Source organism: uncultured Holdemanella sp., assembly GCF_958348295.1.
Classification (GTDB): Bacteria; Bacillota_I; Bacilli_A; order Erysipelotrichales; family Erysipelotrichaceae; genus Holdemanella.
In genome coordinates, this window is sequence record NZ_CATVYQ010000049.1 from 1 (window position 1) to 16,257 (window position 16,257).

General features: G+C 34.2%; 13 protein-coding genes and 2 tRNA genes. 3 read left to right on the forward strand and 12 right to left on the reverse strand.

Features of this window, described 5'->3' with window-relative positions; genetic code table 11:
- The 3 genes from Q3907_RS08840 to Q3907_RS08850 all read right to left on the reverse strand — a co-directional run.
- The coding region (locus tag Q3907_RS08840; RefSeq protein ID WP_301898018.1) for an MATE family efflux transporter at positions 1–316 on the reverse strand (316 nt) is incomplete at its 3' end.
- A gap of 42 nt (positions 317–358) precedes the next feature.
- Positions 359–1,528: an AraC family transcriptional regulator gene (locus Q3907_RS08845; protein ID WP_301898019.1), complete on the reverse strand. Its 1,170-nt coding sequence runs from the start codon at positions 1,526–1,528 to the stop codon at positions 359–361.
- Positions 1,529–1,695: 167 nt separating this feature from the next.
- The gene (locus Q3907_RS08850) at positions 1,696–1,974 is read right to left on the reverse strand and encodes a hypothetical protein (protein WP_295647282.1); all 279 of its coding nucleotides are present in this window, start codon (positions 1,972–1,974) and stop codon (positions 1,696–1,698) included.
- A 275-nt stretch (positions 1,975–2,249) separates the two neighbouring features.
- Here Q3907_RS08850 and Q3907_RS08855 point away from each other — a divergent pair, with 275 nt between their 5' ends.
- Complete coding sequence (locus tag Q3907_RS08855; protein WP_118011090.1) at positions 2,250–2,813, forward strand: TetR/AcrR family transcriptional regulator; 564 nt, start codon at positions 2,250–2,252, stop codon at positions 2,811–2,813.
- 91 nt (positions 2,814–2,904) lie between these two features.
- Positions 2,905–4,866 carry an oleate hydratase gene (locus Q3907_RS08860; protein ID WP_301898020.1) on the forward strand — a complete coding sequence of 654 codons (1,962 nt, stop codon included), beginning with the start codon at positions 2,905–2,907 and terminating at the stop codon, positions 4,864–4,866.
- A 36-nt stretch (positions 4,867–4,902) separates the two neighbouring features.
- On the opposite strand, the gene Q3907_RS08865 is transcribed toward Q3907_RS08860, so the two are convergent.
- From Q3907_RS08865 to Q3907_RS08895, 7 genes are all read right to left on the reverse strand, one after another.
- Positions 4,903–5,079: a hypothetical protein gene (locus Q3907_RS08865; RefSeq protein WP_181979295.1), complete on the reverse strand. Its 177-nt coding sequence runs from the start codon at positions 5,077–5,079 to the stop codon at positions 4,903–4,905.
- A gap of 51 nt (positions 5,080–5,130) precedes the next feature.
- Positions 5,131–6,279 (reverse strand): DUF349 domain-containing protein, encoded by a 1,149-nt coding sequence (locus Q3907_RS08870; protein WP_301898021.1) that lies wholly within the window; start codon positions 6,277–6,279, stop codon positions 5,131–5,133.
- A 100-nt stretch (positions 6,280–6,379) separates the two neighbouring features.
- Positions 6,380–6,455, reverse strand: a tRNA-Ala gene (locus Q3907_RS08875).
- Between the two features lie 26 nt (positions 6,456–6,481).
- Positions 6,482–6,558, reverse strand: a tRNA-Ile gene (locus Q3907_RS08880).
- A gap of 36 nt (positions 6,559–6,594) precedes the next feature.
- The gene (locus Q3907_RS08885; RefSeq protein WP_301898022.1) at positions 6,595–7,071 is read right to left on the reverse strand and encodes a threonine/serine exporter family protein; all 477 of its coding nucleotides are present in this window, start codon (positions 7,069–7,071) and stop codon (positions 6,595–6,597) included.
- Between the two features lie 12 nt (positions 7,072–7,083).
- Positions 7,084–7,833, reverse strand: a complete 750-nt coding sequence (locus tag Q3907_RS08890) for a threonine/serine exporter family protein (RefSeq protein WP_295645376.1) — start codon at positions 7,831–7,833, stop codon at positions 7,084–7,086.
- A 47-nt stretch (positions 7,834–7,880) separates the two neighbouring features.
- Positions 7,881–9,494 carry a Na/Pi cotransporter family protein gene (locus tag Q3907_RS08895; RefSeq protein ID WP_295562303.1) on the reverse strand — a complete coding sequence of 538 codons (1,614 nt, stop codon included), beginning with the start codon at positions 9,492–9,494 and terminating at the stop codon, positions 7,881–7,883.
- A 138-nt stretch (positions 9,495–9,632) separates the two neighbouring features.
- Here Q3907_RS08895 and Q3907_RS08900 point away from each other — a divergent pair, with 138 nt between their 5' ends.
- Positions 9,633–10,721, forward strand: a complete 1,089-nt coding sequence (locus Q3907_RS08900; RefSeq protein WP_301898023.1) for a M20 family metallopeptidase — start codon at positions 9,633–9,635, stop codon at positions 10,719–10,721.
- An 85-nt stretch (positions 10,722–10,806) separates the two neighbouring features.
- Here Q3907_RS08900 and Q3907_RS08905 read toward each other — a convergent pair whose 3' ends face one another.
- Both Q3907_RS08905 and Q3907_RS08910 read right to left on the reverse strand, forming a co-directional pair.
- Positions 10,807–16,032 carry a discoidin domain-containing protein gene (locus Q3907_RS08905; RefSeq protein WP_301898024.1) on the reverse strand — a complete coding sequence of 1,742 codons (5,226 nt, stop codon included), beginning with the start codon at positions 16,030–16,032 and terminating at the stop codon, positions 10,807–10,809.
- 35 nt (positions 16,033–16,067) lie between these two features.
- Positions 16,068–16,257, reverse strand: a 190-nt coding sequence (locus Q3907_RS08910) for a hypothetical protein (RefSeq protein ID WP_301898025.1), incomplete at its 5' end; no start/stop codon positions are given.

Below are 16,257 nucleotides of genomic sequence, written 5' to 3' on the forward strand. Positions count from 1 at the left end.
TATGTATACAATTTAATTTAAATGTTCTTGTAGCAATTAATTTGGTAATCAACATCGCACCAAAGTAGCGTGCAATGACCACTCCTGCACCTACGGATATTCCTTGAAACAAACTAGTCAACAGAAAGATCAATTCACCACAAGAAGTAACGGCTGCAAGGCTTGAACTGCCCAGATAGTTTCCTACAATCAAGGAATCCGCTGTATTATATAGTTGTTGAAATAAGTTGCCCAAAAACACAGGAAAGGCAAATAAAAGCATTTGTTTCCAAATCGTTCCAGATGTCATTAACATTTGATTCTTTTTCATGTACATATCATACACTATTAACGAAAGAAAAAAAGTCCATTGCTGGACTTATTGAGAAATACTCTTGGCATAATCTGTTGGTGATATACCATATTGTAGCTTAAATTTCCTAGAAAAATAGTGAATCGAAGTAAAGCCTAAAATATCGGATATTTCTGAAATCGTTTGATTATGCTCATGAATCATGATTTTTGCCTGATTTAATTTCACATTGGAAATATATTGTTTTGGCGTAATATGAATATTTGATTTAAATAAATTCTGTAAACTTGATCTTGAAATTGAGAACTTCATACATAAATCTTCTACTGTAAATTGTTTATATACATTATTGTTTATAAACACTAAAATTTCATTCAACAATGTACTCTCATAGTGTTCCTGCATTGGATTGGCTGTTATAGATTGTTGTTCTTGGGATTCATCATCAAATTGGTATAAAAGAATCAATATTTGTTTCAAATACAATAGCACCATTTCTGAACTTAAATGTGCGTCTGACTGTATTGATTTCATAAATTCAGACAAGACTTGATAAATATCTTTTCGCGTATGGAATACACGATTTTTTAAATTGCCATCCAATTTATTATCCATATCAAACGTAATCGTCAGATATGAACAAGTACTTTGATTATCTGTGCTTTGCGTATGAAACTGTCCAGGATAATATAAAATCAAATCATATTTTTGAAGTCTATATTTCTGCCCATCAACTGTTGTATCTAATGTACCATGATCAATATATGTCAATTCATAATAATCATGTGTTTCTCCAGGGAAAGTGTAATTGGATTTACGAACTTGGTAAAAACATGTGAAAATCTCTTTTAAATTCATTCTTGAAACCAAAGCTTGATAAGAATATGGATTTTGCATCATCTTTTGATTCATTCCATGACTTGAATAATGAATTTGAAGAACACTCTCTCTTGAAATTGAAACATAATTAAAATAAATATCTGGCTTTAATCGAACAACACGGTGAATTACATATTCTTCGAACTTTTTACCATCTTTACTCACCACAAGCATTATAATTCCACCTTTGGTATCCAAATATACCGGATCGCTGGAATAATAAAAAGAATCGAATGATTTGTTCGTGATTTTAAAGTCATTTTCAACATAATCAATCAAATGCCCTGCATTATGATTTACAGAATAGAATACATCTCCAAATTTTTGGAAAGAATAATTCGTAGTTCTCTTTTGCATATAAGTAAATCTCCTTAGTTTTATGCCTTATTATTTTTGTTCTTTTTAGTTGCGAAAGTTTTTTATCTACTAAAAAGTATAAACCTAAATGGTTTATAAGTAAAGTATTTTTCTGTAAACAAAAGTGCTCTATTTACCATTTAGCACGATAAATAAAGCACTTTTTATCATCTCATTTTTTCAATTAAAGGAACAATCACACTATCAATTATTCTGAAATTTGTCGATCTTTCATCCGCATAATAGTAATCTTTAAATTCATCTAGTGATAGAGTCACTATTTTTATCAAAGACATTTCCCTATTAACCCGCTTCCATATTTCATATTCATATGTATCCACATCCGGCTTATTCAGAACAACATTATATTCTGTATCATTCACGCAAACACGAAAACAATCCAAGAAAAACACACTTATTTGCGATTCATCTACTGATATATACATAATATCCACACCTCTTTCTCTTACAGTATACAAGATCAATCAATATAGCTCATTAATTTATACATTTTCCCAAAATTTCACAAAATGTTTTGATTAAATTAACAAATGATATTACTATAGTGTAAGTGTGCTTACAAGAAGTACATCTACAATATTCAAAGGGCCCTATTACAGCTAGGGCAAGAAAAAATTCTGTTTGTTACAGCCACTCAGAATTTAATGTTCATGGTCTCCTAAGAATTGACGGGAGACCCATTTTTTTATAATATTTAAATATGTCAAACTTAACGAAACTTGCCTTAGAACAATCCCTAAAAAGATTCTTATTAAAAAAGCCATTAGATAAGATTACCATTAAAGATTTAACAGATGATATTGGCATTTCAAGAATGTCTTTCTACTATCATTTTAAAGATATTTACGACCTAGTCGAATGGTCTTGTATTTATGATGCAACAAATGCACTAAAAGGAAACAAAACCTATGACACTTGGCAAGAAGGCTTAACCTCTATATTTGAAGCAGTCCTTCAAAATAAACCATTTATATTAAATGTATACCATACAACAACACAAGATAGTATTGAACGCTTTTTATTTACTACAGTACATGACCTTATTTTAGGAGTCGTCCGCGAAAAAGCACAAGGAACCAATATTACAGAAGAACAAATTCAATTCATTGCAGATTTCTACAAATACAGTTTTGTAGGTATCATGCTTGATTGGATTCAAAAAGGTATGTATGAAGACTACCATGAAATCATCTATAATATGGCTAATACTTTGCATGGTTCCATCGCAAATTCAATTTCAAACTTTACAAATGAAGCAAAATGATAAAAAAATTATCATCTTGCTTTTTTTGTTTATGGTTTTTATTTTTGTCCTCCATTATCGTGTAGTTATAAGAACAAAGGAGGACATGTATATGTCAAAGAATAATGTAAAATTAGGCATTGCAGGCCTTACTGCTGCAGCTACTGGTGCTGCTTTATTTACTGCAAAAAAAGTGAGCGACAAAAAGAAAGAAGAAGAAAAGAAAGTTACAAGCGACTATCGTAATACTGAAAGAGGAAAATACGAAAAGAACTCTAAAGGTATTTACTACACAAATGGAAACTATGAAGCTTTTGCACGCCCAGAAAAACCAGCAGGTGTAGATAATAAACATGCGTATATCGTAGGTAGTGGACTTGCTGCACTAGCTGCTGCTTGTTTCTTAGTTCGTGATGGACAAATGCCAGGTAAAAATATCCATATTTTAGAAGCCATGGACATTGCTGGTGGAGCATGTGATGGAATTTATGATCCAACTCGCGGATATGTCATGAGAGGTGGTCGTGAAATGGAAAACCACTTCGAATGTTTATGGGATTTATTCAGAAACATTCCTTCATTAGAAGTTGAAGGTGCTAGTGTATTAGACGAATACTATTGGTTAAATAAACATGATCCTAACTACTCATTGTGTCGTGCAACAATCAACCAAGGAAAAGATGCACATACAGATGGTAAGTTTGACTTAAGTACAAAGGGTGCTATGGAAATTATGAAATTATTCATGACACCAGATGAAGACTTGTACGATAAGACAATCGAAGATGTGTTTGATGAAGAAGTATTCGATTCAACATTCTGGATGTATTGGAGAAGTATGTTTGCGTTTGAAAACTGGCACTCAGCCTTAGAAATGAAATTATACTTCCAAAGGTTCATTCACCACATTTCAGGCCTTCCTGATTTCAGTGCATTAAAATTCACAAGATACAACCAATATGAATCATTGATTCTTCCTATGCAGAAATATCTAGAAGCTCATGGTGTAGACTTCCAATTTAATACAGAAGTCACAAATGTTGAATTCGAATTTGTAGGTGACAAAAAAGTTGCGAAGACAATCGAATGCAAAGTCAACGGTACAGAAACTGGCATTGTATTAACTGAAAACGATTTAGTATTTGTGACAAATGGAAGTTGTACAGAAGGAACTATTTATGGCGATCAAGATCATGCGCCTAATGGAGATGCTGAAGTTAGAACAAGTGGATGCTGGAACTTGTGGAAAAACATCGCAAAACAAGATCCTAGCTTTGGTCACCCAGAAAAATTCTGCTCAGACATTTCAAAGACAAATTGGGAATCTGCAACAGTAACAACATTAGATGATAAAATTATTCCTTACATCACTAACATCTGTAAGCGTGATCCTCGTAGTGGAAAAACAGTTACTGGTGGTATTGTCACTTGTAGAGATTCAAGTTGGTTATTGAGTTGGACAATCAATCGTCAAGGACAATTCAAAAACCAAGATCCAAATAAAGTATGCGTTTGGGTATATGGACTATTTACCGATGTAGATGGTGACTACATTAAAAAGCCAATGAGAGAATGTACCGGTAAAGAAATTACAGAAGAATGGCTATATCATTTGGGTGTTCCAACAGATCAAATTGAAGAATTAGCTACAAATTCCGCAAGATGCGTTCCTACAATGATGCCATACATTACTGCATTCTTCATGCCTAGAACGAAAGGTGATCGTCCAGATGTAATTCCTGATGGATGTGTAAACTTCGCATTCTTAGGACAATTTGCCGACACACCAAGAGACACGGTCTTCACCACTGAATATTCAGTTCGTACCGCAATGGAAGCTGTATACGGATTACTCGGTGTAGATCGTGGTGTTCCAGAAGTTTGGGGCAGTGTATACGATGTACGTGAACTATTAGATTCAAGCGTAAAATTAATGGATGGTAAATCCCCATTAGAAATTAACTTAGGACCTTTAAATGTGTTCAAAAAACCAATTCTTAAGGCAATCAAAGGTACAGTTATTGAAAAACTATTAAAAGATCATGATGTGATCAAAAGCAATATGAAATACTAGAAACGAAAAGGAAGAAAGCACTAAACTTTCTTCCTTTTACATATCTAGCCAAATTTTAAGTCCTGTTGTATCCGCCCTACCCGATACGAATGTCACTTCTATATTATGATATTTTTCACATTCTTGGCGAATATCTTTGACATATCCTTCTAATACAACTTCGTTTTTTTGATTATATAATATAATTTTTGTTTCTGGATAAAACAGCTTCATACATTCATGAAAATTCATATAATAAACCCCAAGAAAAAGAGAGTAGATCAACTACTCTGCTAATTTCTTTTCAATGTCTTCAATCTCTTGTTCAAGTTGTTTAATAAAGTCTTCTTTATCTTCTACTTGATCTTGTAAGTCAGCCACTGTAGCCTCACTTACCAAGCCTGTCATATCATCTTGAAGACGTTTAATTTGACGTTTTTGGTTTGCGATTTGTTCTTCTTTACGAGAAATGATTTCTGCCATGTGATCACGCCAGTTTGCACGACGCTTTTCGCTAGCCGATTTTAGCCCTGCAAAATATTCGTCCATAACACCTCTGAATTCATTCCAAATTTCGTCTTCTTTATCTTTTCCACAGAAACCAATTGATTTCCATTTATTTGATAATTCTTTCATCATTGCAGTTTGTTCACGAGTATATTCTTGTAAACCTGCAATTGATTTAGCTTCTTTTACTAAAGCTTGTTTTTCTGCATATTTTTCATCATGTTCAGCATGCAATTTTTCATAGAACTCATTACGTTTTGCGTAGAATTTTTGACGTGCTTCATTAAATGCATTCCATAATTCATCATCAAATTCACGACCTGCATTTCCTGCAGCTTTCCATGCATCCATCAATTCTTTATATTTAGCACTTGTTTTTTGCCATTCTTCAGAATCTTGTAAAGATTTAGCCTTTTCAATTAAATCTTCTTTTACCTTTTTAGCATTTTCAAACTGAGCGGCTCTATTTTCCCAGTTTGCGTGTTTACGATCATAGAACTTCTGACGAGCTGCATTGAAACGTTCCCACAATTCATCATCTGTTTTCTTTCCGGCATTTCCAGAAACTTTCCATTGATCCATTAAGGAAGTCATCTTTTCAGTAGCCTTTTTAAAGTCATCTGATAAAGAAGTTTTTTCAGCTTCTTTGATCAAAGCTTCCTTTACATCAACCACTTTTTGAGCCAATGCCTTTTGTTTTTCATATACTTTTTCAACGTTTGCGTCAAATTCTTCTCTTAACTTTTCTTCTGCCAAAGACTCACCAAAACCAGTCTTTCTCCATCTTTTTTTCAAATCATTCACAAAGCGAACCGCTTCACTGAAATCTTCAATTTCATCAACTTTTTTTGATTCTTCGACAAGAGCCTGTTTTTGGTCGATACCGGCTTCCATATCTTCAAATTCTTCGTAAAATTCTTTTTCCATACATCTACTCAGCTTTCTAATCATCCGATTACTTATGATTATAACATAGAATGAAAAAAGTATAAAAAAAAAACTGCATATGCAGTTTAAATTTTACAAATGGTGGAGCGTATCGGGATCGAACCGATGACCCCCTGCGTGCAAGGCAGGTGCTCTCCCAGCTGAGCTAACACCCCATTATATTAAGCGTCTAAAGAAATCATGGTGGGCCTGAATGGACTTGAACCAACGACCTCACCCTTATCAGGGGTGCGCTCTAACCACCTGAGCTACAGGCCCATATCCCCAAGACGCTTATATATAATACCATAAATATTAATGATTGCAAGTACTTTTTTGCTTTTTTTCTAAAATTTTTCTCTTTTCTTGATAATACACACGCATAATTGTTGAAACCAAAAGAATTCCTAATGCTAAAACCCCCGCAATACTCAATGTTTGAAGTCCCATATTCAATGTGTTCTGTGCATCACCACGAATAGCCGCAAGCATTGTACGATACATCCCACCACCAGGAACCAAAGGAATTAATGCGCAAACTAAAAATGTTGTTACCGGAGTCTTGCATTTACGTGCTAAAATTTCTGAAGCTAATGCCAAACCTAAGGCTCCATAAAAATTCGATAGAATTTCCGAACACCCTAAATATAATGACACCTTATAACAGGCACCTCCAATAGCACCTACAACACCGGCTATCCATAAATTTCTTCCTTTGATATTGAAAAGGAAACCAAATCCCAAACTTGCAAGGAATGAAGATATACCTGATTTTAAAATTACATACACCATATTTCCATTCCCCTATATCCAAAAATACATCACAAAACCAGCACCTACCGCAATAGCAACTGCGCATAAAAATGCATCTGCTGCTCTTGCAACACCAGATACATAATCTCCTGCAATCGTATCACGAATCGCATTCGTAATCGCAAGTCCTGGAACTAGAAGCATAAAACTCGAAATTACCATAATATCCACATTGGTCTGAGGCAATACTTGATGAATCAATTGAGCACTCAATGCTGCAGATCCCGCAGATATCGCATTATTCAAGAAAGAATTGAGTTTGTGCTTTGACAAGAAACAACTCATACAACGAATCAAAATCCCAATAAAAAAGGACATCACAATTTCTAATAAAGTCCCATTAAAGAAAATCCCAAATCCAGCTGCGCCAACCGCACCAAAAAGCATTGTCTCTTTAAAAGTATAGCGAGACATGCCCTTAATTCGATCCAATTCACCAGCCAATTCATCCACTGACATTGGATTTGAACAAATTCTTCTAGAAAGCGTATTAATTTGATCAATGCGATTTAAATCTACCTCTCCCGTATGCACCCTGCAAATACGTGTTATCGTTTTATTTTCATATGTTAACGAAAACATGATGCCAGTTAAAGTTACGTAGCTATCCGCATACTCAATCCCCTCAAAACAACGACACATTCTGACCATTGTCTCTTCAACACGATTGACTTCTGCACCACTCTCTACTAACATCTTCCCTGCTTCAATAATTGTATTTAATAATTTTTCAATATTCATAACAAGATTATAACAAAATCCACGAAAAAAATAAGCAGAAAAACTGCTTATTCTGGGATTTCTATATTAATCTTATCAAACTCTTGTGACACATTTAATGCGTGGTCATTGATACGTTCAAAGTCTGTAAATATACGTGATAACATCATACTTACTTCACTCGAACATTTCTGTTGTTTTAATGCTTGAATCTGTGCTTCGCGCCAACTTGATACAAGTGAATCAATCACATCGTCCTTACGTTCTGCTTCTTCTACATCATACAAATCATTTTTCATATCTACACATAATTTCTGCATATGTTCAACAATTTCAATTTCCGAAATAGTCATCTGATCTTGAAGACGTTTAGCTGCCTGATGATTCATATTCACCGCATAATCACTAATACGTTCAATATCTACCAACATCAAATAATAGCTTGATAAAGCTTGAGAAATATTCACATTCAAGTTAGGAGTCGCTAAAGCAGTACTAATATACTCACTAATGACTTTATCCAAATAGTTAACTGTATCTTCTCTTCGATAGATTTGTTCATCATTTTTATCACTAAACTGTAGTAACTGTCCAAAAGCCTGACTTACATTTTCGTAGGCCAATTCTAACATGTGCAATGTTTCATCATTGATTTGTTTTACAGAAATTGCGGCACCACCAATCATCTTCTTTGACTTTGGAAGAGGTTGCAAATATAATAAACGATCATCTTCTGTTTCTTTGTTCTCTACTGGTAAGATGTGTTGTGCAAATTCAGCCAAATATTTTCCAAATGGAAGCAATAATAACGTTGTACAAATATTAAACAATGTGTGCATGTTCGCAATCTGAGCTGTCGCATTATATGGAGTCCAATGAATCACCAAAGATACCAATGGTGTGAACATACATACTAATGTAAATATTACTGTACCAATAATATTGAAACTCAAGTGAATAGCTGTCGCTTGTTTAGCCTCACGACTCGTTCCAATTGATGCAAGAACGGCTGTAATACAAGTACCAATGTTTTGCCCAAACAATACATATACAGCTCCATCTAAGCCAATAACACCACTGGCTGCCAATGCCTGTAAAATACCTACAGAGGCTGAACTTGATTGAATTAAAGCGGTAAAACCAGCACCTACTAAAATACCAACCACCGGATTTGAGAAGTGTGTCACTAATTCAACAAATTCCTTTGATTCTCTTAATGGCATCATAGCTGTACTCATCATATTCATACCAATAAAAAGAATACCTAAACCAGCAATAATTTGGCCAAAATCAGTTGCCTTCGCACTTTTTGTGAACATAATTAAAGCTACACCCATAAAGGCTACTAATGGAGCAATGGCGCTAACATCTAATGCGATCAATTGACCTGTAATTGTTGTACCTACATTGGCTCCCATAATAATCCAAACAGCTTGTTGTAAAGTCATCATTTGTGCATTGACAAAACCTACAACCATAACTGTTGTTGCACTCGAACTTTGAATAACTGCCGTAACAAGTGCACCTACAATTACACCTAAAAATCGATTTGAAGTTAATTTCTCTAAAATTTGTTTTAAGCGATCTCCAGCCGCAGCTTCAAGACCATTTCCCATCATCTGCATTCCATATAGGAATAAAGCTAATCCACCCAATAAAGACAATATATTTGTTGTTGTCATATTTTCCACCTTTTCATAATTACGCACTTAATATAAATTTAAATGGATTTTCATACTATCTTTACAATGTTAAATCTATGTTAAATTTATTTAACAATTCAAAATAGGTAGTATAATAAACCAAAAAAGGAGAATTTTATGCCAACAATCATTGAAAACAGAAGAAATTTGCACCAAATCCCTGAAATTGAACTCACAACACAAAAGACAGCACAATATATCGAAAACGTATTAGATTTATATGACTGCACAATTGATCATCCAATTCCTAATAGTGTAACCGCCTTTTTTGACAATAAGAAAGAAAAAACAATTGTTTTTCGTTCCGATATGGACGCTCTTCCTATGGAAGAAAATACAGATTTGGAATTTAAAAGCACCAATGGATGTATGCACGCCTGCGGACATGATGGACATATGGCGATGGTTTTAGAAATAGCTAAATATGCCAAAGAAAGTGACTACAACGTATTACTCTTATTTCAGCCAGGAGAAGAAAAACCTGGTGGTGCTAAACCCATCATTGAATCTGGATTCTTTAAACAATTTAACATTGCCGCTATTTATGGTACCCATATCTATCCAGAACTAGAAATGGGTAAAGTTTATACGCGTCCTAATGAAATGATGGCGGGAGGATGCGAATTTGAATTACTTGTCAAAGGCAAAGCAAGCCATGCAGCACAACCTCAAAATGGAATCAATGCATTAACAGCTTGTGTTGAAATTCTACAAAAGTCTTTAGAACAAGAAGAAAAAGCTTTCGACGACAACACATTCCACCTTCTTCATTTTGGAACTTTCCATTCTGGATCAGCCTTTAACATCATTGCTGACCAAGCCCATGTACGAGGTTCTATTCGCTATTATGATCCAAAGGTATTTGATCAAATTGTAGAAATTATCGAACAAAACATGAATAATGCAATCAAAAAATACAAGGTGCAAGTAAATTTCAAAGTCAATCACCACTATCCACCTGTATTAAATAATGATGAATTATTCTACACTCTATACAACAACAATCTAGTGCACAAACTAGAAAACCCTGTACTTATTAGTGAAGACTTTGGCTACTATAGAAATGTAGCTCCATCTATCTTCTTTTTTCTAGGAACAGGAGATACCATTCCATTACACTCAAATCAATTCACATTTGATGAGAGCATCTTAGACAAAGGTGTCGAACTCTATAGAAAACTTTTAAAAACGAAACTTATGTTCTAATCTAAGGAGCTGTTCAAAACTTGAACAGTTCTTTTTAGACAAAAAAGAGCAGAGACTCATTCAAGTCTATGCTCTATGTGATATTTTAATATCTTTTTCTTCTTGCTAATGCAGCACATACACCTAATCCAGCCAGTGCAAGTGTTCCTGCTACCATTAAGATTCCAGTATTTGTTTGTAATCCAGTTGTAACCTTTCCAGGTTCTTTTTTGTTTCCAGGTTTAGCTGGTTTTTCTTGTTTACTTGGTTTTCCCGGAGTTTCTGGTTTGCTAGGCTTATCTGGATTTTCTGGTTTACCAGGTTTTTCTGCTTTTACAAGGTTATTAGCAGCCACATTCAATTTTTCTACTGCTGCATTTACTGCTTCTTGTGTAGCATTTGCATCACCGCTTACTTCTCTAGCTTCTGCATATGCTTGGGCAAATGGTCCCCAGCTTTCTGCTGTGTAATCTGCTTCTTTGTATTCAGCATATTTTTGTAAAGCTTTAGTAAGTGCATCTTTATTTACTGTTTCTGGACTTTCTGCTTTTAAGTTGTTAAATGCATCCATTAATTTTGCATCCAATGCTGCCAATTCTTCTTCAGAAGCAAATGCATTCATATCCATGATTGCATCTACTGCTTTTGTGAATTTCTCATAAGAATCTTTACTGTATTCTTCTGGATTTACACTATTCAATAATTCTTGTGCCTTATTTTGTAAATCCAATACTTTATCTGTATTTTGTTGTTGAATTTTTACAGTCGCATTGATTTCTGCAGCACTCGCAAATCCTCCTATTCCTTGTACTTCGAAGCGTACAACTTTAAATGTTTGTGATTGATCAAACGTAAATTCGTACTTGTTGTTTGTAAGTTTCATATCAGAAACTTCTGCAATCTTCGTTTCATTACCAGACTTATCAATTCCATACACAGTTGCACTTGTCCAAGTACCGTTTCCACCACCTTGTCTAGCAACATATTCTAGGCTATCAAATGTGATTTCTTTTCCGAAACTTACTGTTAATGTATGAGTTTGACCACAATGATCTTGTCCACTATAGTTAGAATGCCAATAAGTATTTAGTTTGTTATCAAGAACATCTTTTGCAGAACCATCACTGCCAGTTCCAACTTCATCTGTTTGTTGCGAACATGCTTCAGCATCCCAACCTTTTTTAGAAAGTTTTTTGCTTGTTACATTGATTCCAAAGTCATCTGCAGCTTTTTGTGCATCATCATAATATAATGCACTATTTCTAACAACGACATCCCCCACAAATCCTGTGAAGTTTGTACTTCCAAGAACGACTGGAGCACCACTTAAGTCTGCACCATGATTTTTCTTATCATATGCTGATGTAGCTAATCTTCCATCTACATATAGTTTCAACATTCCATTTGGTTCACGAACTGCGTGTACTGCATGCAATTTACCATCATTCACTTTACCAATTGTTGTAGTTTGTGTTACTGACTCTTTGTATTCACTAGTACTGAATTTACCACTCGCATGTTCTACTACTGTAGTTACATTCTCTTTACTAGTTACTTGTTGTCCCTTAACATCGAATACTACATATCCATCTGCATCGATAGACAATTGGAAATCATCACCTTGTTTTAATAATACAGTATTGCTTGATTTAGTATTAACAGCCATTGATACACTAAAATCAGCATCGCCTTTGATTCCATTTTCAGCGATTGTATATGCTTTGTTCTTTAAGTTTAGAAGTGTTTTACTATCAGATTTACTTTCAGAAACATCACCTTTTACATCTTCTTTTGAAGCTACTTTCGCAATTTCTTTTGCAGTTCTAGCCTCTATTTCTACTGCAGATGCTTCATTTCCATAAATATCTTTAATTCCACTCACACTTAATTGAGCAGTATCACTTAAATCACTTGCTTTAATTTCAAATGTACGATAATCAGCTTGTAATACAGCTTCTGCTGCTTTTCCATTTACCTTAAACTTAATATCATCAGCTATTCTTTCGTTGAAACGAACTTCTACAGTATCTTTCTTAGTAATCTTAGCCGATACAAATTCAGGTGCTTTACTGTCTGTATTTCCATACTGATAAATCACAGAAGTGTTTGGTTCAAGAGTTACTTTTAATGTATCTCCATAAGAAACTGTTTTTCCTGTAGTACCAGCTGCATAAGGATAAATAGAATATTCTTTCAATCCCTTCATTGACGTTGGAACACCCACAATATTGTCTAGTGTCAATTCATACGTTTGTTTTGTTGAAGTTGGGTTTACAAAAGAAACAAACCCCTTCTTGTTATTCCATGCAGAATATCCATAAACACCATTAGATGGATTTTTACCTTCTTGTACAAATAGTTTTGCATTCTTCAATACGTTGTGGTTTGTTTCTGCAAAATCTAATACGTCTGCCGTTACTTGCCATTTTTCTGCATCAAATAAACTTGGTGAATAATATAATTCCCAGAATGCAGTTCCACGCATCGCATTATCTAATAAGTATTCACGGAATACTTCAGTTGTCGCATTGCTTCCATCTGATACGCCATAAATTGGATCATGGTTGTAAATATTCTTTAATGGGAATTGAATTTGATTTTTCTTATATAAGTTATTGTATACATTGTCACGATAATAAATCTTACGTTGATGTCTTTGACCTGAAGCACCTGCTTCACCAGTATCACCTGAATCTTGTACCCAAATTGTATTTACCCATTGTAATAACCATGGACTTAAATTCACATAACATGTCGCATTGATCCATAATCCTTTACCTTCTTGTGCTCTTGCAGCACGGGCATGTTCAATTACGTCTGTCCAAGCTTCCCACATATCACTCGTGTAATACATATCGTGGTCGCCACCAGTCATGTGATTGTGATTTGGATTGTTACATGGTCTTGATGCAAATCCATCCCATTTCCAATAGTCAATATTAAATCTTGTTTGATAATCTATGAAACGATCTTCAAAGTTTTTCAAATAAGTTCTTGAACCAGTACAAATTACGTTACCTAAAGCACTATTACTTTGCATTTCTGCAGTTCCCATAGCCTCTAAGTATTTCGCAAATCCACCAAAGAAGTTATATCCACCTTGAGGGCCTACCCAAACACCAAATGAAGATTGGAATTTATCTGTCAATTCAGTTGAAGTATATAATTCATTAGGAAACTTACTATTGAATTCCCAAAATCCTGTCTGGTTTTGTGTAGTTCCAGATTCTCCAGGAGCATTTACTCCACCTACCGCATTGTTGTAGTTATTCCATCCATCATCTACTACATAACTATCTAAAGGTTCTACACCATTTTGAGCCAATCCTTTTTCTGCTCCTAAGAATGATTTTTCAATACTTTCATCATTGATATTCATCATGTTGTCATACCAAGAGTTGTATTGTTTTCTAAAATCAGATGGTGTTGCGATATCTTCAATATAGTTAAAGAAATCTGTTTGAACTACATCTGTAGGAGTTCCTTGGGCTGCACCAACAACATTGTTCCATGTACGATAAGTTTTTCCATCATTTGTAACATTCTGTCCATCGCTTGCCATTTTCGCAATTGATTTTCCAGAATAGTAACGAATCTGCATTGCATTATCTTTATTTACATCTGTATCTTGTGCAGGAAATTCGGAACCAAAGAACAATCCATCAGCATAAATTGGTTGTCCTAACATCAATTCATGTTTTCCAATCCACATAGAAGAAATGTTACTTTGATCTGGAATGCTCCATACACCTTGTGTTCCTTCTGGAATCACGAAGTTATCAAAGTCGATATAATCAATAGAAGCTTCTTCTGGTTTATCCACTGTAATCTCAAGATAAGAATTCATATAATGCTTATTATTTTCCATTACAGTAACCATATCGATATCCCAATTGACCCCATCTTTTTCATAAGTATCAAAAGAAACACGAACTTCGTTATTCTTTGTAGTAATACCATTTTCAGAAACAGTTAATTCACTTGAACGAATATCTGTATCTGCATCATCTTTTTTAGATTCAAATTTTTGATCAGAATATAATTTGATTTCTGAAGCCTGGAATTCATTTGTACCACCCATACAATCTGATTTAGGTACAATCTTTACAAATCGAGTTGTATATACAGAATCAAAATTTCCATATACCAAATCCCCTACATTATGTAAAGTATCTCCTGCATTATAGTTTCCATCACTCGTTTGTGTATTTTCACTTAATACAACGGAATGCAAGTTATAATCATTACGTACAAATTCGCCCTTTCCTGCTGGTGACCATTCTGTACCATTATCACTTACATAAAGCTCGTATTTTCCCATTGTACCATTTAGTCCATAGTTCGCATCATGGAAACCAGGTCGTTTCTGATATGCAAAAGAACCAATTGTTTTTTCAGATCCAAGATCAAATACAATTTCATCATTTACATTTCCACTAATCGCAACATTTAAATTTCCATCTGTTAGCTTATTTGTAGACTTACCCTTAAAAGTCACATTTGAACCAGTTAAAGAAACTTCTTTTTGTGGAATGCCAGCACTTGTTTTATCACTATATAAATTGAATTCTGCACCTGTAAATTCAGATGTATTTCCTAACGCATCACTTAAAGCTTCAAGTTTTACATATTGCGTTTTATAAGTTGCATTTAAATTCGCATAAACTACATCACCCACATTGTAAAGGTTGCCTTCTTGATGTAAATTATAGTCTTCTTTTGTGAATTCACCTTTCGCAACTTCATTCCAGTTCGCATCATCATCACTTACGTATACTTTGTATTTTCCTAATGTTCCATTAATACCATATGCTTGATCTGTGAAACCAGGCCTTTTTAAGAACGAGAAAGAAGATACTTCTTGTTTAGAACCCAAATCAATTTCTAAAGAAATTGGAAAACCTGCTTTTTGGTATTCGTCTACATATGTATTTTTATCACCATCGAACAAATATTCTGGATGATTAAAAGTAACTCCATCTTTATTCTTTAAAGTTGCTTTCCATGCCATACGATCTAAAGCTTGAGTTGGAGGAGTAACTACAGGTTTTTGTTCTTCTGTCTTTTGACTATTTACTAAATTAATGACAAAATCTTCTGAACCTTCAGCCGGTCTAAATTGTTCATCAATTCTTTTGTTATCGATAGAAACAGTTTTCCATTTCCCATTATTATTTTCAAAAACACGTTTAATATACCCATTCCCAATAGTAATTCTATTACCATTTTCAGAAACCGAAACATCCCCACCAGATTCATTTGCTTTAATATGAAGTGGAGCTATGTTCGCAACTAATGCAGTACAAACTGCTAAACTTAATATTTTTTTCATTCTCTATTTCTCTCCTCTATAAATTTGAAAAAAAACTAAAATACGAGTAATTTTACCTCCTTTCCAAAAAAACAATTCCCTGCCGTAAGCGCTTTCACTTCTATATTGTAAACTGCAATATATATATTCGTATTTGCACTTTTTAATGATTTTTTTGCTCTTTTTAATAACCTTAACTTTGCAGAATTTGTATAACTAAAAAATAAAAGAAGCATTAGTAGCTGA

Bases quoted from the DNA above. Each gene is read 5' to 3' on its own strand.
- Q3907_RS08890 (WP_295645376.1), bottom strand. From the start codon at position 7,833: ATGAATATTGAAAAATTATTAAATACAATTATTGAAGCAGGGAAGATG.
- Q3907_RS08900 (WP_301898023.1), top strand. From the start codon at position 9,633: ATGCCAACAATCATTGAAAACAGAAGAAATTTGCACCAAATCCCTGAA.
- Q3907_RS08885 (WP_301898022.1), bottom strand. From the start codon at position 7,071: ATGGTGTATGTAATTTTAAAATCAGGTATATCTTCATTCCTTGCAAGT.
- Q3907_RS08905 (WP_301898024.1), bottom strand. From the start codon at position 16,032: ATGAAAAAAATATTAAGTTTAGCAGTTTGTACTGCATTAGTTGCGAAC.
- Q3907_RS08850 (WP_295647282.1), bottom strand. From the start codon at position 1,974: ATGTATATATCAGTAGATGAATCGCAAATAAGTGTGTTTTTCTTGGAT.
- Q3907_RS08860 (WP_301898020.1), top strand. From the start codon at position 2,905: ATGTCAAAGAATAATGTAAAATTAGGCATTGCAGGCCTTACTGCTGCA.
- Q3907_RS08870 (WP_301898021.1), bottom strand. From the start codon at position 6,279: ATGGAAAAAGAATTTTACGAAGAATTTGAAGATATGGAAGCCGGTATC.
- Q3907_RS08855 (WP_118011090.1), top strand. From the start codon at position 2,250: ATGTCAAACTTAACGAAACTTGCCTTAGAACAATCCCTAAAAAGATTC.
- Q3907_RS08845 (WP_301898019.1), bottom strand. From the start codon at position 1,528: ATGCAAAAGAGAACTACGAATTATTCTTTCCAAAAATTTGGAGATGTA.
- Q3907_RS08865 (WP_181979295.1), bottom strand. From the start codon at position 5,079: ATGAAGCTGTTTTATCCAGAAACAAAAATTATATTATATAATCAAAAA.
- Q3907_RS08895 (WP_295562303.1), bottom strand. From the start codon at position 9,494: ATGACAACAACAAATATATTGTCTTTATTGGGTGGATTAGCTTTATTC.